Annotated in this window: 22 protein-coding genes; 11 read left to right on the forward strand and 11 right to left on the reverse strand. The window is 64.7% G+C overall.

The annotated features are described in order from the left end of the window. Nucleotides 1-66 precede the first annotated feature (66 nt). Both lnt and NHH73_06010 read right to left on the reverse strand, forming a co-directional pair. The gene (gene lnt / locus NHH73_06005) at nucleotides 67-1638 is read right to left on the reverse strand and encodes an apolipoprotein N-acyltransferase (protein ID USX27838.1); all 1572 of its coding nucleotides are present in this window, start codon (nucleotides 1636-1638) and stop codon (nucleotides 67-69) included. Then, complete coding sequence (locus tag NHH73_06010; protein ID USX27839.1) at nucleotides 1638-2528, reverse strand: CBS domain-containing protein; 891 nt, start codon at nucleotides 2526-2528, stop codon at nucleotides 1638-1640. Before NHH73_06010 ends, lnt begins: the two co-directional genes overlap by 1 nt. Before the next feature lie 182 nt (nucleotides 2529-2710). Between NHH73_06010 and NHH73_06015 the strand changes: the two genes are divergently transcribed. Both NHH73_06015 and NHH73_06020 read left to right on the forward strand, forming a co-directional pair. Beyond that, nucleotides 2711-3097 carry a toxin glutamine deamidase domain-containing protein gene (locus NHH73_06015; protein ID USX27840.1) on the forward strand — a complete coding sequence of 129 codons (387 nt, stop codon included), beginning with the start codon at nucleotides 2711-2713 and terminating at the stop codon, nucleotides 3095-3097. Next, nucleotides 3097-3411 (forward strand): YrhB family protein, encoded by a 315-nt coding sequence (locus NHH73_06020; protein USX27841.1) that lies wholly within the window; start codon nucleotides 3097-3099, stop codon nucleotides 3409-3411. Before NHH73_06015 ends, NHH73_06020 begins: the two co-directional genes overlap by 1 nt. Here NHH73_06020 and ybeY read toward each other — a convergent pair. Together ybeY and NHH73_06030 are read right to left on the reverse strand one after the other, a co-directional pair. Then, entirely contained in the window at nucleotides 3399-3863 is a 465-nt protein-coding gene (ybeY, locus tag NHH73_06025; GenBank protein USX27842.1) for an rRNA maturation RNase YbeY, read from the reverse strand. The genes NHH73_06020 and ybeY overlap by 13 nt on opposite strands. After that, on the reverse strand, nucleotides 3847-4944 hold the full coding sequence (locus tag NHH73_06030; GenBank protein USX27843.1) for a PhoH family protein: 1098 nt from the start codon (nucleotides 4942-4944) through the stop codon (nucleotides 3847-3849). The genes ybeY and NHH73_06030 overlap by 17 nt, the downstream gene beginning before the upstream one ends. 556 nt (nucleotides 4945-5500) lie before the next feature. Between NHH73_06030 and NHH73_06035 the strand changes: the two genes are divergently transcribed. After that, nucleotides 5501-5833: a hypothetical protein gene (locus NHH73_06035; protein ID USX27844.1), complete on the forward strand. Its 333-nt coding sequence runs from the start codon at nucleotides 5501-5503 to the stop codon at nucleotides 5831-5833. A gap of 138 nt (nucleotides 5834-5971) precedes the next feature. Here NHH73_06035 and NHH73_06040 read toward each other — a convergent pair whose 3' ends face one another. Then, the gene (locus NHH73_06040; protein ID USX27845.1) at nucleotides 5972-6817 is read right to left on the reverse strand and encodes an HDOD domain-containing protein; all 846 of its coding nucleotides are present in this window, start codon (nucleotides 6815-6817) and stop codon (nucleotides 5972-5974) included. Next, nucleotides 6810-7175, reverse strand: coding sequence for a hypothetical protein (locus NHH73_06045; GenBank protein USX27846.1), 366 nt, complete (start codon nucleotides 7173-7175; stop codon nucleotides 6810-6812). The genes NHH73_06040 and NHH73_06045 overlap by 8 nt, the downstream gene beginning before the upstream one ends. 207 nt (nucleotides 7176-7382) lie before the next feature. Between NHH73_06045 and NHH73_06050 the strand changes: the two genes are divergently transcribed. From NHH73_06050 to NHH73_06060, 3 genes are all read left to right on the forward strand, one after another. Then, nucleotides 7383-8963: a HAMP domain-containing histidine kinase gene (locus tag NHH73_06050; GenBank protein ID USX27847.1), complete on the forward strand. Its 1581-nt coding sequence runs from the start codon at nucleotides 7383-7385 to the stop codon at nucleotides 8961-8963. Nucleotides 8964-8977: 14 nt separating this feature from the next. After that, nucleotides 8978-9379 carry a DUF3224 domain-containing protein gene (locus NHH73_06055; GenBank protein USX27848.1) on the forward strand — a complete coding sequence of 134 codons (402 nt, stop codon included), beginning with the start codon at nucleotides 8978-8980 and terminating at the stop codon, nucleotides 9377-9379. A 90-nt stretch (nucleotides 9380-9469) separates the two neighbouring features. Continuing rightward, on the forward strand, nucleotides 9470-9637 hold the full coding sequence (locus NHH73_06060; protein USX27849.1) for a hypothetical protein: 168 nt from the start codon (nucleotides 9470-9472) through the stop codon (nucleotides 9635-9637). Nucleotides 9638-9703: 66 nt separating this feature from the next. Here the strand turns inward: NHH73_06060 and NHH73_06065 are convergent, their stop codons facing one another. Beyond that, on the reverse strand, nucleotides 9704-10054 hold the full coding sequence (locus NHH73_06065) for a PEP-CTERM sorting domain-containing protein (protein ID USX27850.1): 351 nt from the start codon (nucleotides 10052-10054) through the stop codon (nucleotides 9704-9706). 237 nt (nucleotides 10055-10291) lie between these two features. Here NHH73_06065 and NHH73_06070 point away from each other — a divergent pair, with 237 nt between their 5' ends. The 5 genes from NHH73_06070 (at nucleotide 10292) to NHH73_06090 (ending at nucleotide 15558) form a co-directional block, all read left to right on the forward strand. After that, nucleotides 10292-11167, forward strand: coding sequence for a ChaN family lipoprotein (locus NHH73_06070; protein USX27851.1), 876 nt, complete (start codon nucleotides 10292-10294; stop codon nucleotides 11165-11167). Continuing rightward, nucleotides 11164-11484 carry a thioredoxin family protein gene (locus NHH73_06075; protein ID USX27852.1) on the forward strand — a complete coding sequence of 107 codons (321 nt, stop codon included), beginning with the start codon at nucleotides 11164-11166 and terminating at the stop codon, nucleotides 11482-11484. Before NHH73_06070 ends, NHH73_06075 begins: the two co-directional genes overlap by 4 nt. A gap of 90 nt (nucleotides 11485-11574) precedes the next feature. Beyond that, a complete protein-coding gene (locus NHH73_06080; GenBank protein ID USX27853.1) occupies nucleotides 11575-12873 on the forward strand; it encodes an MHS family MFS transporter in 1299 nt (432 codons plus the stop codon). A 214-nt stretch (nucleotides 12874-13087) separates the two neighbouring features. Next, a complete protein-coding gene (locus NHH73_06085; protein USX27854.1) occupies nucleotides 13088-14491 on the forward strand; it encodes an MFS transporter in 1404 nt (467 codons plus the stop codon). A gap of 74 nt (nucleotides 14492-14565) precedes the next feature. Beyond that, the gene (locus NHH73_06090) at nucleotides 14566-15558 is read left to right on the forward strand and encodes a LacI family transcriptional regulator (protein ID USX27855.1); all 993 of its coding nucleotides are present in this window, start codon (nucleotides 14566-14568) and stop codon (nucleotides 15556-15558) included. A 127-nt stretch (nucleotides 15559-15685) separates the two neighbouring features. Here NHH73_06090 and NHH73_06095 read toward each other — a convergent pair whose 3' ends face one another. From NHH73_06095 to NHH73_06110, 4 genes are read right to left on the reverse strand one after another with little or no spacing between them, the layout of a single operon-like run. Continuing rightward, the gene (locus tag NHH73_06095) at nucleotides 15686-16948 is read right to left on the reverse strand and encodes an FAD-dependent oxidoreductase (GenBank protein ID USX27856.1); all 1263 of its coding nucleotides are present in this window, start codon (nucleotides 16946-16948) and stop codon (nucleotides 15686-15688) included. Then, on the reverse strand, nucleotides 16945-17259 hold the full coding sequence (locus NHH73_06100) for a (2Fe-2S)-binding protein (protein USX27857.1): 315 nt from the start codon (nucleotides 17257-17259) through the stop codon (nucleotides 16945-16947). Before NHH73_06100 ends, NHH73_06095 begins: the two co-directional genes overlap by 4 nt. Continuing rightward, nucleotides 17252-18358 (reverse strand): FAD-binding oxidoreductase, encoded by a 1107-nt coding sequence (locus tag NHH73_06105; GenBank protein ID USX27858.1) that lies wholly within the window; start codon nucleotides 18356-18358, stop codon nucleotides 17252-17254. Before NHH73_06105 ends, NHH73_06100 begins: the two co-directional genes overlap by 8 nt. Next, nucleotides 18355-19287: a 4-hydroxyproline epimerase gene (locus tag NHH73_06110; protein USX27859.1), complete on the reverse strand. Its 933-nt coding sequence runs from the start codon at nucleotides 19285-19287 to the stop codon at nucleotides 18355-18357. The genes NHH73_06105 and NHH73_06110 overlap by 4 nt, the downstream gene beginning before the upstream one ends. Nucleotides 19288-19307: the final 20 nt, after the last annotated feature.

Consider the following 19307-nt stretch of genomic DNA (forward strand, 5'->3'; position numbering starts at 1 on the left):
GGGACGTGCGGTTGCGGTTATGCTAAAGGGGCAATTTTAGCGGGTTTTGCCGGCAGACTGTGGAGATTAAGCGGCTTTGGCCTGGTTTTTTGCGCGCCGCGCCCAAAACCAGGCGCCACCCAATGCCAGCGCCGCCAGCAGCAGAAACAGCTTGTTACCCCAGATGATGAAGGGCGTGCTGCCCGCCATGCCCTGGACGTCGGCGGCCAGGGTGCCGAAGGTGTTGACCTTCAACTGGTGCCGGATCACGCCATGGCCGTCGATGATGGCGGTGGCGCCGGTATTGGTCGCCCGCAGCATCGGACGTCCCGTCTCCAGGGTGCGCATTTGCGAGATCTGCAAATGCTGTGGAATGGCGATGGTGTCGCCGAACCAGGCCAGATTCGAGACGTTGAGCAGCATCGTGGCCGGCTTCTGGCCCTGCGCCGGGTGGTTCAGCTGCGCGGCGATCTCCTCGCCGAACAAGTCCTCGTAGCAGATGTTGGGCAGCACGCGCTGGTCCTTGATCGGGAAGGCCGGCTGGATATCGGCGCCGCTGGTCTGGTCGCCGAGCGGGATCGACATCAGGTTGACGAACCAGCGGAAGCCGAGCGGAATGAACTCGCCGAACGGCACCAGGTGGTGCTTGTCGTAGCGGTAGTAGGCGCTGCCCTGGCGTGGCGTCAGGCCGATCACGCTGTTGAAATAGGCGGTCTGGCTGTCGGCCATCGGGATGCCGAGTATCAGATTGCTGCCGGTCTTGGTCAGGAACTGGGCGATGCCGGGCAGGTAGTCCGGCGGCAGTTGCTGCGGCAGCATGACGATGGCCGTCTCCGGCGTGGCGATCAAATCGGCCGGCGCGGCGGTGATGGCGTCGTGGTACAGCTTCATCGTCTCGATGACGCGGGCGCCGTCGAATTTTTCGCTTTGCGGGATGTTCCCTTGCAGCAGGCGCACCGAAATCGGTTTGCCTTCCGGGTAGGTCCATTGCAGGTAGGTCAGGCCGACGCCGGCGGCGCAGATGGCCACGACCAGCACCGCGGCCTTGATGCGGGTGCGGTGCAGCAGCAGCAGCAGGGCGCCGGCGATGACAGCGGCCAGCCATCCGAGGCCGTACACGCCGATGACCGGCGCGTAGCCGGCCAGCGGGCTGTGATTATGGGCGTAGCCGGACGACATCCACGGGAAACCGGTGAACAGCCAGGCGCGCACCCATTCGAACAGCGCCCACATCGCCGGCAGCACCAGCAGGTTGGCGGCCGGCAGCGGCAGCGACCAGCGCTTGCGCAGCCAGGCCGCGCCGCCCATCGCCAGCGCCGTGTAAAAGCCCATGCCCCAGGCCAGCAGCAGCACGGCGGCGACGGCGATCGGCGCGGCCATGGCGCCGTAGTCGTGCAGCGAGACGTACAGCCAGTGGGTGCCGGCGGCGGTCCAGCCGAAGCCGAAGGCCCAGCCGATCAGGCCCGCGCTTTTGACGTCGGCGCTGCGCAGCACTTGGTAGAAGAGGGTCGCCAGGCCGAGGATCTCGAGTGGCCACCAGCCGAAGGGCGCGAAGGCAAATACGCACATCGCGCCGGCCAGCAGGGTGATGATCATCCGTCCTTTGGTGCTGCGCTGCGGCTTGGGCGGATCGTTCGGATTGGCGCGGCGAAAGCGCATTATTGCGAGGCGCCCGCGCCGGCGTCGGGGGCTGGCGGCAGTTTCTCCACCAGCAGCACGTGGATCTGGCGGGCGTCGGCGCGCAGCACTTCAAAGCGCATGCCCTGGTAGTCGAAGATGTCGCCCTTGTGCGGCATGCGCGCCAGGTGCTTGGCGACCAGGCCACCGATGGTGTCGACATCGTCGTCCGGCAGCGAGGTGTCCAACTCTTCGTTGAACTGTTCGATCTCGGTCAGCGCCTTGATGCGCCAGCGCGGTCCGTGCACGCCTTCCTTGATCGAGAGGATGTTGTCCTCTTCCTCGTCGAAGTCGTATTCGTCCTCGATGTCGCCGACGATCTGTTCCAGCACGTCCTCGATGGTGATCAGACCGGCCACGCCGCTGTACTCGTCGACCACGATCGCCATGTGATTGTGGTTGGCGCGGAAATCCCGCAGCAGCACGTTGAGGCGTTTGGACTCGGGGATGAAGATGGCCGGGCGCAGCATGTCGCGCACGTCGAAGGATTCTTCGGCGTAGTAGCGCAGCAGGTCCTTGGCCAGCAGGATGCCGATCACCTTGTCGCGCTCGCCCTCGATGGCGGGGAAGCGCGAGTGGGCGGTCGCCAGCACCTGCGGCATCCATTCCTCGATCGGCTTGGAGATGTCGATGACATCCATCTGCGAGCGGGGAATCATGATGTCGCGGGCGGACAAGTCGGAGACCTGGAACACGCCTTCGATCATCGACAAGGCGTCGGCGTCGATCAGGTTGCGTTCATGGGCGTCGTGCAGAACTTCGAGCAGTTCCGCGCGATTCTCTGGCTCGGGGGAAATCAGTGCGGTCAGGCGTTCAAACAGTGACCGATGGGGTTTGGCGTCAGTCTTGACGCCACTAGAGTGCTCTTGCATAGTAGGCGTGAGCCATTGTTTTGAAGGGGTATAGGATACACCAAAAGCTTAAGATAGCAGGTTTTTGTCAAAAAAACAGCGAATCTAATTGAGGAACATAGCCCGGTCTCGTTTGAGTTTTCTCAGCGTTTCGGCCCTTCAATGGGGCATGCTGGAAAAATTCTTTCGACGATGGTGGTGTCATGATCAGTATCCTGGCCGGCACGGTTCGACGCATAAATCCTGGACTGAGCAAGACGAACTGCGTTAATTGCGCGATCGCAACGGATGCGATGCTCGCAGGACATCCGGCTTCGGCGCTGCATGGGGGGCCACACAGCCTCGCTGTACTTGAACAGATATTTGGCGCAAAATTCAGCGTAGTGGGTGATCTGGGCGAAGTGGTGAACGTTCTGTCTGCCGCAGGTAGTGGAAGTCGGGGCATCGTCTACGGTAGCCGCAGCGGAGGCGTGGGCCACGTGTTTAACGCCGTCAATCAACACGGAATCGTGCGCTTCCTCGACGGCCAAACCGGCAAAGCGGCGGTCGTCAGCGGTTACATCGGGTTTTGCTTTTTAAGGAGCAACTAATGAACACCCTAAATTGCGCTGCAGCTTTAAAAATCGCCCGAGCCAAGGTCGATGAACTGGGCCGCATGGCGGGCGAGGCATTCGATATTTTGACCGCCGAAACAAAAGAACTGAAGCAAGGCTGGCTGTTTTTCTACAACTCAGCCGATTTTATCCGGACCCGCGATCCCATGTTTGCGCTTGCGGGCAACGGGCCCTTGTTGGTTCTCCGGGACGGACAGGTCGCAACGCTGCCGACAGCGGTTCCTTGGCAGGAGGCGATTGGCCAAATGTCGGACCCTGAAGCGGACGGGCGCCTGACTCACTCCGCGTAAGGATCGGCATACCCGAGCCCGGCCAGCAGCTCCGTCTCGATGCCTTCCATCTCCGCCGCCTCCTCGTCGTCCTCGTGGTCGTAGCCCTGCGCGTGCAGCACGCCGTGCACGATCAGGTGCGCGGTATGTTCCTCCACCGATTTCTTTTGCTCGGCCGCTTCCCTCTCCAGCACGTCGGTGCACAGGATGATGTCGGCCTGCGTCGGCGCGTCCTCGTCCAGTTGCTCGCCCTCGTTGTAGGCGAACGTCAACACATTGGTGGCGTAGTCCTTGCCCCGGTATTGCTTGTTGAGCTCGCGGCCTTCCTCGGCATCGACAAAGCGGATGGTCAGCTCGGCCGGCGCGAACAGCGCCGCCTGTATCCACTTCCGGATGGCCGCGCGGGTGATCACTTCTTTCAGGCGGGCGTCGGGATACTGTACCGACAACGTCAATTTATTTTTTACGGACATTTTTAAGAGCGGTGGCTTTGAGGAGGGGAGCGATCTCGGCTTCGTGGTTGTGGGCCGTCTCGTAGGCGTCGACGATGCGCGCCACCAGCGGATGGCGCACCACGTCCTCGCTGTTGAAGTGGCTGAAGGCGATGCCGCGTACATCCTTCAACACCTGGACGGCGTCGACCAGGCCGCTTTTCTGGCTCTTGTGCAAGTCCACCTGGGTGACGTCGCCGGTGATGACGGCCTTGCTGCCGAAACCTATGCGCGTCAGGAACATCTTCATCTGCTCGACGGTGGTGTTCTGCGCCTCGTCGAGGATCACGAACGCGTGGTTCAGGGTGCGCCCGCGCATGTAAGCCAGCGGCGCGATTTCGATGACTTGCTTCTCGAACATTTTCTGCGTGCGGTCGAAGCCCAGCAGGTCGTACAGCGCGTCGTACAGCGGACGCAGATACGGATCGACCTTTTGCGCCAGGTCGCCCGGCAGGAAGCCGAGCCGCTCGCCGGCCTCGACGGCCGGACGGGTCAGGATGATGCGCTTGACGGCGTCGCGCTCGAGCGCGTCGACCGCGCAGGCCACGGCCAGGTAGGTCTTGCCGGTGCCGGCCGGGCCGACGCCAAAGCTGATGTCGTGTTCGAGAATGTTGCGCAGGTAACGGATCTGGTGCGGCGTACGGCCGCGCAGGTCGGTCCGGCGCGTCTTCAGCACCGGGCTGTTGATGTCCGGTTCGACAAACGGCGCCTCGGCCACCGCGTGCGGCTTGCCTTCGGCGCCCGCGCCGGAGGTGGTGCTGGCGGCGGCGGCGGTGGCGGCGGCGGCCAGGCCGGCGCGTTGTTCTACCAGTGCAAGTTGCACTTCTTCAATTGGTACCACCTTGTTGGCGACGGCGTAGAACTGTTCCAGGATCTGCACCGCGCGTTCGGCATTGTGGCCGCTGACGATGAATTTCTCGCCGCGACGGAAAATGGTCACGTCCAGCGCGGCGGAAATCTGCCGCAGGTTTTCGTCGAGGGGACCGCACAAATGGGCCAGGCGCGAGTTATCGAGCGGCTCTGGAACAAAGTAATGCGGCTGAACGGGTGTTTTGGTTTTCAATGGAATGCTTTTAAGAGATGAGGCGGGATGGGGCGCACTGCTGCGCACAGGCGCTAGTTTAGCGTAATTTGCCGATGCAAACCGCGCCTACGCCGCATTTCGAAACGGGTGCCGGGACCGCGTCGGACCCGGCCGGCGGCGTGCAGGACCCGCCGAATGTTGCCCTGGTCATGACACAGTTGCCGATGGGTAGCAAACTCGCTGCCACTCTACATGAGCTTGCTTCATGTAACAATTTCCTACAGGTTCTTGCGTGCGACACCCTCCAGCCCCATGTGATGAAATAGTATAGTTGTTAAGTTTTCTAGCCGGCGGTTGATGTCAAACAATCTTCACGCATCGTGCGCCGACTGGAGCAGTCTCTTTAAGCATAGAATTCTCTTGCACGAAAGGCAATTGAGGCAAGTCGGCTTACGGATGAATGTACGGATGAATTTATGGATGGATTTAACCGCTCTGTTAGCTGCTTATCCAACGGGGCAGTTAATTGATAAATTCTAAGTTGTCCTTAAGTTCCGACCAGCACTATCTCTTCACCCAACCAACGAGGAAAATCATGGCACACCACGCTCTTGCTTCCCAAGAAAGCTACAACCCCAACCATCTGCTCGACATCCTGCTCGGCAAGATGCAATTGAAAAACGACGCCGCGCTGTCGCGCCTGCTGGAAGTGGCACCGCCGGTGATCAGCAAGATTCGTCACCACCGTCTGCCGGTCGGCGCTTCGCTGCTGATCCGCATGCACGAAGTGACCGGCATGAGCATCCGCGACCTGCGCGATTTGATGGGCGACCGCCGCACCAAATACCGCCTGTCCGACGCCCAGGGCCGTCCAAAGCCTGAAGAGCGTCCAGAAAAGGCCGAGGCCGGAAACTACGCGCGTCATTAATGCGCCCGCAGCTTCCGCACCTGCCGCGCCGTGGCTGACGTGACGTCCAGTCGATGTCTCGTCCAACCCGGCCGGCAGGTGACGCTTCCTTGTTTTTCGTGCGTCTTATGCAGGTAGGCAGTCCGTCAAGGTAGTCTGTTAGCTCAGCAGCACCATCGAAATTTCTTCATACTGCAGTTCGGTTTCCCGGAACAGTTGCAGATAGATTTCCTCATCGAGGCCCAGCGCTGTCCACGCCACCGTGGACACCGGCGGCACCAGATCGTCCCGTACCTGCGCCAGATCGAGCGCGTGCACGATGGCGTCGGCCACATGAATGATGGCCGCCAGGAAGCCCGCGCCCGGCGCTTCCGGATCGTGGTGGCCGCCGATGGCGAGCCGCATCGTGTCTGAAAAATTCCAGTGTTCCGCCAGCGCCATGCCGGCGTCGACGTGATCGACGCCCAGCACCTTGCGTTCGGCCTCCAGCAGATAACAGTCGTGCTCCTCGCGGTAGGCCAAGGTGATCGAATACTGGTTGGGGAAGCACGACACCAGCACCAGCCTGCCGATATCGTGCAGCAAGCCGGCCGTGAAGGCGTAATCCTGATTGAAGCGCATCTGCCGCGCCAGCACCTTGGCGCAGGCGGCGGTGGCGATCGAGTGGCGCCAGAACGCCTTGTGGTCGAAGCCGGGGCAGTGGCCCTCGGCGAAGCAGCCGGTGACGGCCGCCGCCGTGATCAGGTTGCGCGTGGTCTGGAAACCCAGGTAGGTGATCGCCTGCTGGATGGTGGTGACCTTGACTTGCAGCCCGTACAGCGAGGAGTTGGCCAGGCGCAGCGTCTTGGCGGTCAGCGCCTGGTCGTACGACACCTTCTTGGCGAGTACCGAGATATCGACATCGTCCTGGTCTATGCTGTTGAGCAATTCCATCACCACCGCCGGCAGCGACGGCAGGTCGTCGAGGTTGCGCACCACGTCGTCGTAGCTGAGGGTGTTACTCATGGCCGGGATGCTCCGTGGTGTGTTCCTGCTCCGGCTTGCCCAGCCGGAAATCGGTGACGAAGCGACGCAGCAGCGCCGTGGCCCAGTCCTTGTCGCTGTCGGCGTCGTTTTTGCGGAACAGATGATCGATGCGCGCCTGATGGCGGGTCAGCGCGGCCTGCGCCACCTCCGGCGCCACTTCCTCGCGCACGATGGGCAGCACGGCGATGCCGTGGCGCGGCATCAGCGCCAGCATGGCCTCGGTCAGCACGGTGCCCTGCGGCAGCAGCACGTGGCCCTGGACGTCGAGCAGCACGTCCGACAGGACCATGCCCGGCCGCACCTCGGCCGTCGCCAATTGATGATAATTGCCCGTCATGGTGCCTCCGGTGATGTCGGGTTGTCCGCTGGCGGATTAGCCAGCCCACATGTTGCACGATATTACCATTGCGCGCGATCGAAGTCTGCCTGCGGAAGGCGCCGTTGGCCGGTGATGGCCCCTTGATAGTCCTTATTCTTGCCAAGATGCAGCCCATACCGTACATTGGGACGTTGCCGTCAAATACGTGCTCGGGGAGGTTGTTCGATGTCTGGTATTCAAGGCCGTTTGACGCTGCTCTTCGTGGTCATCGTGACCCTGGTGCTGGGCATTTCCGGCACTTACGCGCAATACAGCCTCGGGCACGAACTCGAAGTGAGCAGCCAGCGCCTGCGCCAGGGCGTGCTGACCCGGCTGCAAACCAGCCTGCCGTCGGCGTTGTGGGACCTCGACAAGGCCAAGGTCGACAACATCGTCGCCGCCGAGATGATGCCGCCCGAACTGGTGTCGATCCGCGTCTACGACACCTCGGTCGGCCTGTTTTCCGGCCGCCTGCGCCACGAGGACGGCAAAATCAGCACCATCGAAAACGACGCGGCCGTGGCCGGCACGCCGGTGGTGGCCGACCTGGCCTACCGCGACTCCGGCGCCGCCGGGGCCGCGCTCAAGCCGGTCATCGTCGGCCGCGTGGTGGTCAACTTCAGCCGCGCCCAGATCGACGCCACGCTGGCCGCCGAGGTGCGCCGCAAGGTGATCGAAGTGTTGCTGCTGGACCTCATCCTGGTGGCGGCGCTGGCGTTGTCGCTGCGCATCGTGTTCGACCCGCTCAAGCGCCTGCGCGACGGCCTGTTCGACCTGGCCACGCGCGGCAGCGACGAGGTCGAGGAATTGCCCGACAGCCGCCGCGACGAGCTCGGCGAGGTGATCCGCGGCTTCAACGCCATCCAGCGCAAGGTCAAATCGAACATCCAGCGCATCCGCGAGGCCGAGGACGAGGCCCGCAAGTCGGCCCAGGCCACCGCCCGCGCCATGGCCGACCTGCGCCGCACGCAGGAATCGCTGTTGCAGGCCGAACGGCTGGCCTCGCTGGGCGGCCTGGTGGCCGGCGTCGCCCACGAAATCAACACGCCGGTCGGCATCGCCCTGACCAGCGCGTCGGTGCTGATGGAGGCGACCGAAAAGGTGCAACTGGCCGTCGAAGGCGGCAACATCAAGAAGTCCGACATCATGCGCTACCTGGACACGGCGGCCGAGAGCACGCGCCTGATCATGAACAACGCCTACCGCGCCGCCCACCTGATCCACAGCTTCAAGCAGATCGCCGTCGACCAGGTCAGCGAGGCGCGCCGCCGCTTCGAATTGCGCGATTATATAAACGAAGTGGTATCCAGCCTGCAGCCCAAGCTGAAGAAGACGCATATCGCGGTCGGCATCGATTGCCCGCCCGATATCATGCTCGACAGCTACCCGGGCGCGCTGGCGCAGGTGATCACCAATTTGACGCTCAACTGCGTCGACCACGCGTTCGAGCCGGACGACGAGGGCCGCATTACCATCGACGTGGCGCGCCAGGGCGACTGGATCGAGATGCGGGTGAGCGACAACGGCAAGGGCATCGCGCCGGAAATGCTGGACAAGGTGTTCGACCCGTTCGTGACCACGCGGCGCGGGCAGGGCGGCACCGGGCTCGGGCTGAACATCGTGTTCAATCTGATGGCCAAACAGTTCGGCGGCACGGTCACGGTCGCCAGCGTGCTGGGCCATGGCGCCACGTTCACGCTGCGCATGCCGTGCGTGACGCCGGTCGACGACACCAGCGGGCAGACGGACATCCGCCTGCCCGCGTAGAACGAGGAGCAGCGATGAACAGGATCACAGGGGAATTCAGCGTCAAGATGCAGCCGGAATCAGCCTCGGCGGTGGCTGCCGACACCGGCGTCGGCCGCATGTCGCTCGACAAGCAATACCACGGCGCGCTGACCGCCACCGGCAAGGGCGAGATGCTGGCCTATATGGACAGCGCGCTGGGCTCGGGCGTGTATGTGGCGATCGAGCGGGTCGAGGGCACGCTCGACGGCAAACGCGGCAACTTTCTGCTGCACCACCGCGGCATCATGGAGCGCGGCGCGCCCAGCCTGGCGGTGGCGGTGGTGCCCGATTCGGGCCGGGACGAACTCGAGGGGCTCAGCGGCACCTTGAACATCCGCATCGAAGGCGGCAAGCACTACTACGATTTCGACTACATGCTGGCGGATGCCGCATAACGCCGCATAACGCCTCACAGCGCCTAGCAACGCCTAATACCGCCCAATACCGCTACCGCCGTTCACGCCACGCCGACCGGGTCCGCCAGCATGAATAAAGACGCCATCAAAGGTTTGCTGATCGTGCTGGCCATCGCCGTGGCGCTGGGGCTGGGCGCGGTGATGCTGACCGACGACGGCTGGCGCAAGCTGGGCTGCGCGTTCCGCGCCGTCGCCCAGGGCGTCGCCATCAGCAACATACGGTCGCTCTGCTATTAAACGCCGCAGACCAAAAAAAATCCCGCACCAGGCGGGATTTCTGTCGTGCCGCTTACCGGGCAACGCCTAGTTCTCGAACTTGTCCGACGGCTGGCGGCGGCGCGAGGAGAAACCCAGCAGCGCCAGACCGAACGCCATCATGGCAAAGGTTTGCGGTTCCGGCACCGGCGAGGCGGCGGCGTCGACCTGCTGCGCCGGGTTGGCTGTCGGCAGTGTGGCGAGATCGATACTGTCGTCGTCCCTGGCGGCCGAGTCGTCGGCGGTCAGGCATGGCGAGGCCGCATTCGGCACGCATTTTTCGACTTCAATTGTTGCAGGTGCGATAGGCGCCGCCGGAGTGGCATCGACTTTCGCTTGCGCCGCGCCGGTCAGGCTCAGCGCGACTAGCACGGAGGTTAAAAGTGGTGTTTTTTTCATAATTTGCTCCTATGGCAATACTGCGGGTCAGGGCGTTAACTGCAATTTAATGCAGACACCTTAGACTTGCGGCCGCAATGCATTTGACGTTTATTGCACAAAGACTATTAAACCACAATTCATAACATATTGCTATCTGTGTTTATGTCAGAGAAATTTATTATTGCGATGCAACAACAGACTGGTTCCCTGGGCCTGCGCCGCAGGCTTTTTGCGAACTCAGACGTGAGGTGCAGGATGATATCCATTTATAAAAAAAGCTGGCGGACAATTGGATTTACAGCAATATTTACCGGGGCGCTGGCGCTCACCGGTTGCGCCAGCGGCGCCCGAACAGGGTCGGCCGCGGATGCCGGGGAGGCCGCCGTCACGCCGCTCGGCCCCAACCCGCAGGTGTTGCTGCTGGGCGAGGTGCACGACAACGCACGGGGACACCGGCTACGCTACGAATTGCTGCGCCAACGGGTCGAGGGTGGCTGGCGGCCGGCCATCGTCATGGAACAGTTCGACCGCGAAGACCAGGATTTGCTGGACAAGGCGCAAAAAGGCTGTCTCGACGCGCAATGTGTGATCCGCGTCGTCAATGGCGCCCGTTGGGACTGGCAACTGTACTACCCGGTGATCCAGCTGGCGCTGACCTACCACCTGCCGCTGGTGGCCGGCAATTTGTCGCGCGCCGACGCCTCACGCGTGGTGCGCGACGGCGTGACCGCCACGTTCGACCCGCAAAGCATCAAGGACTACCGGCTGGACCAGCCGCTGCCGGCCGACGTGCGCGCCACCCAGCAACAGGAAATCGCCGTCGGCCACTGCGGTATGACGCCGGAGATGATGCTCGAGGGCATGGTCAACGCGCAGGTCGCGCGCGACATCTGGATGGCCAAGATCGTGCGCGACCAGCGGCCGCGCGATGTCGTGCTGATCGCCGGCAACGGCCACGTGCGCAAGGACATCGGAGTCGCGCGCTGGCTCAATCGGATTGAGCCTATACTGATCGTGCGCAGCGAGGGCTTCGTCGAGGGCGGCGACGAGGATGGCGGCCTGTACGACGTGGTGCACAAGCTCACACCCGAGAAGCGCACCGATCCATGTGCCAAGTTCAAAACCAAATGAAAACTGTCTATATAGCCGAGGCGCCCCAGCGCGCCGAGATCGACGCCATGCCGGGCGCCACGCTGCTGGAGTTCGGCGCCAACTGGTGCGGCCACTGCATGGTCGCCCAGCCGCCGCTGCAACAGGCGATGGCCGGCCACGACGCCGTCAGCCACTACAAGGTCGAGGATGGGCCGGGCCGTCCGCTGGGCCGCTCGTACAAGGTCAAGCTGTGGCCGACCCTGGTCTTCCTGCGCGACGGCCGGGAAGTGGCGCGCGTGGTGCGTCCACTCAAGGCCGACGAGATCGCCGCCGGACTGTCGCAAATCGATCACTAAGCTGTTATCGAGAGCAATCATATCTGCTTGGCAAGCTGCGGACCGGGTGTGTATGATGAGGCGCACCACCCATCCGCAGGAGCTTCACGCATGAGCAAGTCTCAACCGGGATCGTCCAAGACCAACAAACCGTCCACGGTGCTGTTTGCCAGCTTGATCGGCACCACCATCGAATTCTTCGATTTCTATATCTACGCCACCGCCGCCGTGCTGGTGTTCCCCAAACTGTTCTTCCCCGCCAGCGATCCGGCCGCCGCCACCTTGCAGTCGCTGGCCACGTTCGCCATCGCCTTCTTCGCGCGCCCGGTCGGCTCGGCCGTGTTCGGCCACTTCGGCGACCGCGTCGGCCGCAAGGCCACCCTGGTGGCGGCGTTGTTGATGATGGGTATCTCGACCGTGGTGATCGGCATGCTGCCGACCTACGCACAGATCGGCACGCTGGCGCCGGCGCTGCTGGCGCTGTGCCGCTTCGGCCAGGGCCTCGGCCTGGGCGGCGAGTGGGGCGGCGCGGTGCTGCTGGCAACCGAGAACGCGCCGCCGGGCAAACGCGCCTGGTACGGGATGTTCCCGCAGCTGGGCGCGCCGATCGGCTTCTTCCTGTCGGGCGGCATCTTCCTGCTGTTGAGCGAAGTGCTGACCGACGCCGAGTTCTTCAGCTACGGCTGGCGCATCCCGTTCCTGGCCAGCTCGCTGCTGGTGATCGTCGGCCTGTACATCCGCCTCAAAATCCACGAGACGCCGGACTTCCAGAAGGTGCTCGACAAGAACGAGCGCGTCAAGGTGCCGGTCGTCACCGTGTTCCGCGACCATGGCCGCGTGCTGGTGCTGGGCACCTTGATCGCGCTGGCCACCTTCGTGCTGTTCTACCTGATGACGGTGTTCGCGCTCAGCTGGGGCACCACGGCCCTCAAGTTCACCCGCAAGGACTTCCTGATCCAGCAATTGATCGCCGTGCTGTTCTTCGGCCTGACGATCCCGGTCGCCGCGCTGTGGGCCGACCGCTTCGGCCGCCGCACCACCCTGATCTGGGTCTCGGCGGCGATCGCCGTGTTCGGGCTGGCGCTGGCGCCGCTGTTCGGCTCCGGCAGCGTGGTCCAGGTCACCGTGTTCCTGTCGGTCGGGCTGGGGCTGATGGGCATGACCTACGGCCCGCTGGGCACCATCCTGTCGGAACTGTTCCCGCCGGAGGTGCGCTACACCGGCGCCTCGCTGACGTTCAACCTGGCCGGCATCCTCGGCGCCTCGCTGGCGCCGTACATCGCCACCTGGCTGGCGACCAACTACGGCTTGCAGTACGTCGGCTACTACTTGTCGGGCGCGGCGGTCATCAGCCTGGTCGCGCTATTGCTGGTCAAGACCGGCGACGCGCGCACGGCGCGGCCGGCCTAAAGTCATCCTACAACGTTGCGGGGCGCGACCGCCAACCCGCAAAGCGGCCCCATGGGGCCGTACCCCCGTTCGGGGTACGACCCCAGTCCATCGTGTGCGGGTTTCCGGTTTTTGTGCTTGCTTATCAAGTTTTATAGTTGTACGATGACATACGACTAAAGTGATCTCGTGGAGACCGAGAGATCATCACCAAAACCAAAACATAAGTGATGCCATGAACCTGAGCGAGCCAGTAACTCCGCACGTGGTGGGCCAAGCCGTCGGTAAATACCGATGGACCATCTGTGCACTGTTGTTTTTTGCCACCACCGTCAACTACCTGGACCGCCAGGTATTGAGCCTGCTGGCGCCGGACCTGTCCAAGGAATTCGGCTGGACCAATACCGACTACGCCAACATCGCCGCCGCCTTCCAGTTCGTCTATGCGGTGTCGATGCTGTTCGCCGGCCGCGTGGTCGACAAGATCGGCACCAAAGCCGCCTACGTGGTGGCCATCGTCATCTGGTCGCTGGGCGCCATCCTGCACGCGTTCTCGGTGCCGATGGGCGAGGGCGCGGCCGTCATCGGCGCCGCCTTCGGCGTGGTGCTGGTGCCGTCGATCGTCGGCTTCATGATTTCGCGCGCGGTGCTGGCGGTCGGCGAGGCCGGCAACTTCCCGGCCGCGATCAAAGCCACTGCGGAATATTTCCCGAAGAAGGAACGCTCCTTCGCGACCGGCATCTTCAACTCCGGCGCCAATGTCGGCGCCATCCTCGCGCCGATCACGGTGCCGCTCATCGCCGCCACTTGGGGCTGGCAATCGGCCTTCGTCATCATCGGCCTGATCGGTTTCCTGTGGATGGCACTGTGGCTGTGGCTGTACGAAAAGCCGGAACAGCAAAAGCGCCTGTCCAAGGCCGAGCTGGCCTATATCCGCAGCGATTCGGTGCAGCCGGTCGAGAAAACGGAAGAAGCGTCGGCCGCCGCCGCCAGGAAAGTATCGTGGTTCCAGCTGCTCAAATACCGCCAGACCTGGGCCTTCGCCTTCGGCAAATTCATGACCGACGGCGTCTGGTGGTTCTTCCTGTTCTGGCTGCCGACCTATTTGTCGGCGCAATACGGCATGAAGGGCGACGCCATCATCGTGCCGCTGGCCGTGTTGTACAGCATGACGATGATCGGCTCGATCGGCGGCGGCTGGTTCCCCAGCTACTTCATGTCGCGCGGCTACGCGCCGTACGACGGCCGCATGAAAGCCATGCTGGTGATCGCCTTCTTCCCGCTGGTGGTGCTGCTGGCGCAACCGCTGGGCGCGATCAGCTTCTGGGTGCCGGTGCTGCTGATCGGCGTGGGCGCGTCGGCGCACCAGGCCTGGTCGGCCAACATCTTCACCACCGTGTCGGACATGTTCCCGCAAAAATCGGTGGCCTCGGTGATCGGCATCGGCGGCATGGCCGGCGGCATCGGCGGCGTCGCGCTGACCAAGCTGGGCGGCTGGGTGTTCGATTACTACAAATCGGTCAACGACATCCGCACCGGCTACATGATCATGTTCGGCATCTGCGCGCTGGCCTACCTGGTGGCGTGGTGCGTGATGAAGGCGCTGGTGCCGCGCCACAAGGAAATCACCGACCTGTAAGCGGGCAGGGTTGGGCGTCGGGGGCGCGTGCTAATATCCCCGCTTTGGCGGCGCGCCAACCCCACAGCCCGATCATGAAAAAAAATGTAGCAACCATACGCGACGTCGCGGCGGCGGCCGGTGTCTCGACCGCCACCGTCTCCAAGTTCGTCAACGGCGCGCAGCGCTTCTCGCCGGCGGTGGAGGCGACCATCAAGGAAGTCATCGCGCGGCTGGGCTACCGCTCCAATCCGCTGGCGCAATCGATGATCACCGGCCGCACCAAGAGCATCGGCCTGTCGGTGCTCGACGTCGGCAATCCCCATTTCACCAGCATCGTCAAGGGCGCCAACCGGGTCGCGCTGGCGCACGGCTACACCTTGCTGCTGGTCGACACCGAGGAAAATCCCGACCGCGAGCGGCCGCTGCTCGAGGCGCTGAGCCGGCGGGTCGACGGCTTGATCATCTTCTCCCGCATGCTCGAATCGGAAATGGACTGGGTCATGGACCTGGGCAAGCCGCTGGTGTATTTCGGCCGGCCGGCGCGGCTGAACCTGCCGTGGGTCGGCAGCGACGACCAGCGCGGCGCCGGCATGCTGGTGCGGCACCTGGTCTCGCAGGGGCACAAGCGCATCGCCTACCTGAGTTTTCCGCGCTCGCGTCGCGACGAGGACCGGCTGGGCGCGATCCGCGAGTGCCTGAAGGGCTACGGGCAGGCATTGACGGTCTACGAAGGCAGCGCGCCGACATCGGCCGAAGGCGAGCGCCTGTGCTCGGCCATCATGCTGGGCGAAGCGCACCCGGACGCCTTGATCTGCTACAACGACCTGATCGCGCTCGGCTTCATGAAGGCGGCGCAAACCCTCGGTTTCAGCCTGCCGGCCGACATCTCGGTGGCCGGCTTCGACAACATCCAGTACGGCCAGTACACGTCGCCGGCGCTGACGACGGTCGACCTGCAGAGCGAGCGCATGGGCGTCGCCGCGATGGAAAAGCTGATCGCCGCCATCGACGGCAAGCCGCTGTCGGACACCGCGATGATCGAACCGCAACTGGTGCTGCGCACCTCGATCGCCCGGCGCAATTAATTTCCATAAACTCCGGGGTCAGGTCCACCAATGCTACACGGCCTCAGCGCTACCGGCGGTTTTGGCGTGCCTACGGTTGAACTCGTGTAGAAATGGTGGACCTGACCCCGGAGTTGCCGGAGTTGCTTCAGGCGATGATGGTGTCGATGCGCGCCGGCGAGATCGGCATGCGTACCGCGTCGGGACGCCAGCCGTACAGCACTTCGGTGGCGCCGCCGCAGATGCGGCCCTGGCACGGTCCCATGCCGCAGCGCGTTTGCAGCTTGGCGCAGCGCCAGGTGGTGTGCGTGCGCAGCTCGCCGTGGCTGACGTCCTCGCAGCGGCAGACGATGGTGTCGTCGCCGGCCAGGGTGGCAAGCTCCGGCCGCAGCGCGAAGGTGCGCGCCAGCTTGTCCGCAAATTTCTTCCAGCGCGTGCGTTGGCCGAACTCGGCCTGCGCCGGCACGATCTGGCCGGTGGCCGACAGCCCGGCGATGCGGCCTTCCACCAGCGCCAGGTCCACCCCGCCCACGCCCGTGCCTTCGCCCGCGCAGTAGATGCCCGGCACCGAGGTTTGCTGCCAGTGGTCAGCTTCGACCACCGTCTGCGCGCCGTCGCTGGCGGTGGCGCAGCCGAGCGCCTGCGCCAGTTCCACGTTCGGTATCAGACCGTAGCCGCAGGCCAGGTAGTCGCATTGCAGCGTTTCCAGCTCGCGGCCTTTGCCGCGCTGGACCATCACCGATTGCAGCGTACCGTCGCCATGCGCCGAGCGCACATAGCTGTCGTGCAGATACGGCACGTCCTTGAGCTGCGCGGCCAGCCGCAGCGCTTGCGCGATCTTGGACGGCGTCGCCAACAGGCCGAGGGCGAAGCGCGCCATCGCCGCCGTCGGCGCCTGCTCGATGATGGCGACGATATGCGCGCCCTTGAGTTTGAGCGTGGCGGCCACCGCCAGCAGCAGCGGGCCGCTGCCGGCCACCACCACCCGCTTGCCTTGCAGCGGATAGCCGCCCTTGGCCAGCGCCTGCAGGCCGCCGGCGCCGGTCACGCCGGGCAGGGTCCAGCCGGGGAAGGGCAGCAGCCGTTCGCGCGCGCCGGTCGCCAGGATCAGGTGGCCAAAGCGCAGCGTGTCGGCCGCCGCCGCCGTCTGCACCCGCAGCTGCCCGGGTTCCGGCGAATACAGTACCCGCGTTTGCTGCAGGAAGGTGACGTTGGGGGCGTCGCGCAACGCGTTCCACAAGGACTGCGCGCGCCGGTCGGCTTGCCGTTCGGGGCCGCCACGCCAGATCTGGCCACCGGCCAGCGGATTGTCGTCGACGATGCCGACCTTTAAGCCGCTGGCGCCCGCGGCATGCGCGGCCGCCAGCCCGGCCGGGCCGGCGCCGATGACCAGGACGTTGTAGTGGTTCATGCCGCGCGCTCCAGCGCGCCGGTCTGCACATGCATGCCGTCGGCGCACAAGGTCTGGCACGAGAGCTGATGCGGCCGGCCGTCGATGGTCACCCGGCATTCCTGGCAGACGCCCATGCCGCATAACGGCGCGCGCGCGGCGCCGCCGACCGAGCGCCGCGTGACGATGCTGCCGGCCATGGCGATGGCGGCGGCCACGCTGACCCCGGGCGCCACGCTGAGGGCGCGGGCGTCGATGCTGAGGGTGATGCTATCGCCCTTGTCGCCGTTGGCGCGGTTGTTGGCAAAGGTGTGTGCGGCGAATTCAAACATGGAAGCGGCGGGGCAGGTAGGGATTGATGGGAATGCGCGTGCTTTCGCCCTGCATCTGGCCGGCCAGCAGCTGCGCCGTCGCCAGCGAGGTGGTGATGCCAAGGCCTTCGTGGCCGGTGGCGAGCCACAGGCCGCGCCGCGCCGGGTGCGGCCCGATCAGCGGCAGGCCGTCTGGGGTGGCCGCGCGCAGGCCGGTCCAGCAACGCAGGACATTGAGCTGCGCCAGCGCCGGTGTGAAAGTGGTGGCGTGCCTGAGCATCCGTTGCAGCATGGCCGGCTCCACCGCCGTATCGATCGTGTCGAACTGGCGGGAGGAGCCGATCAAGACTTGTCCGGTGGGACGGGGCTGCAAATTGAACGCGACCGAATCGCCGCTGGCGGCATGGGCGCTCTTGATATAACCCAGCTCCACCAGCTGATGCCGGACAAAGCCGGGATAGCGGTCGGTGATGGCGATGTGTCCTTTTTTCGGCTGCACCGGCAGCTCGGGCAGCAGCGCCGACGAGCGCGAGCCGGCGGCCAGCACGATGTGCTGCGCCTGGTGGCGCGTGCCGTCGGCCAGCACCACGCCGTGGTCCTCGATGGCGCTGACGGCGGCGCGCTTGGTGGTGGCGCCGCGCCGCATCGCGCGGTCGAGCAGGATGCGCGCGCTTTTGGGCGGATAAACCAGGCCGTCGCCCTTGACCAGCAGGCCGCCCGCCAGCCCGGCGCGCAGCTGCGGCTCGCGCGCGTACAGCGCCGCCGGCGACAGCAGTTCGCAGGTGATGCCGTAGGCCGACAGCGTCTGCGCCTTGACGCGCGCGGCGTCCATTTCCTCCTCGTCGGCGGCGACCCAGATGGTGCCGCAGCCGCTGTACTCATGGCGCTGCGGGCGCTCGCCCACCAGGTCGTTCCACAACGAGACCGAATACGCCGACAGCGCCAGTTCGGCCGCGTTGTCGTCCATGACCACCAGGTGGCCCATGCCGGCCGCCGTGGCGCCGCCGCCGGCGATATCCTGCTCGATGACCGCCACCCGCAGTCCGCGCTCGCTGAGCGCGTCCGCACAGGCGGCGCCGACGATGCCGGCGCCGACGACGATCACGTCGGTGTTGTTCACCGGATGCCCCACTGGAAGGGATCGGTCGGGTCGAGGATCAGCCAGGCCTGCGCGTTGACCCACGCCTTGCCGCGGATGCTGGGAATCAGCTGCTCGCCGCGATAGCGGTAGGACGCTTCAAAGACGCTGCCGATGACGCTTTCCTGCTTCCACAGCGCGCCCTCGGCCAGCTTGCCGTCGGCCGCCAGGCAGGCCAGCTTGGCGCTGGTGCCGGTGCCGCACGGCGAGCGGTCGTAGGCTTTGCCGGGGCACAGCACGAAGCTTTGGCTGTCGGCGCCGGTGCGCGATGGCGCGAACAGTTCGATATGGTCGATCAGCGCGCCGCCGTCGCCGGTGACGCCGTCCCGCTGCAGCGCCGCGCCGACGGCCGCGCTGTAGGCGGTCAGCGCCTCGACGTTGGCGACGTTCAGTTCCAGTCCGTGGCCGGCCACCAGGAAGAACCAGTTGCCGCCATAGGCGACGTCGCCGGTGACCGCGCCGTAGCCCGGCACCTCCACGGTGACCTGTTCGCGGCTGCGGTGGGAGGCGACGTTGTCGACGGTGACGCTGCCATCGTCATGCAGTTCCGCCTCCACCACGCCGACCGGCGTGTCGATGCGGTGGCGGCCCGGCCCGATGCGGCCCATGAAGGCCAGCGAGGCCACCAGGCCGATGGTGCCGTGGCCGCACATGCCCAGGTAGCCGACGTTGTTGAAGAAGATGACGCCGGCCGCGCAATCGGCGGCGTGCGGCTCGCACAACAGCGCGCCGACCAGCACGTCGGAGCCGCGCGGTTCGCACACCACGGCGGAGCGGAAGTTGTCGTGTTCGCGCTTGAGCAGCGCCAGGCGCTCGTCCAGGGGACCGTTGCCCAGATCCGGGCCGCCCTCGGTGACCAGCCGGGTAGGCTCGCCGCCGGTATGGGAATCGATGATGGTAATGGTTTTCATGGTCAAATCTTAGGCTTCCC

The organism is Oxalobacteraceae bacterium OTU3CINTB1 (genome assembly GCA_024123955.1).
Taxonomy (GTDB): domain Bacteria; phylum Pseudomonadota; class Gammaproteobacteria; order Burkholderiales; family Burkholderiaceae_D; genus Rugamonas.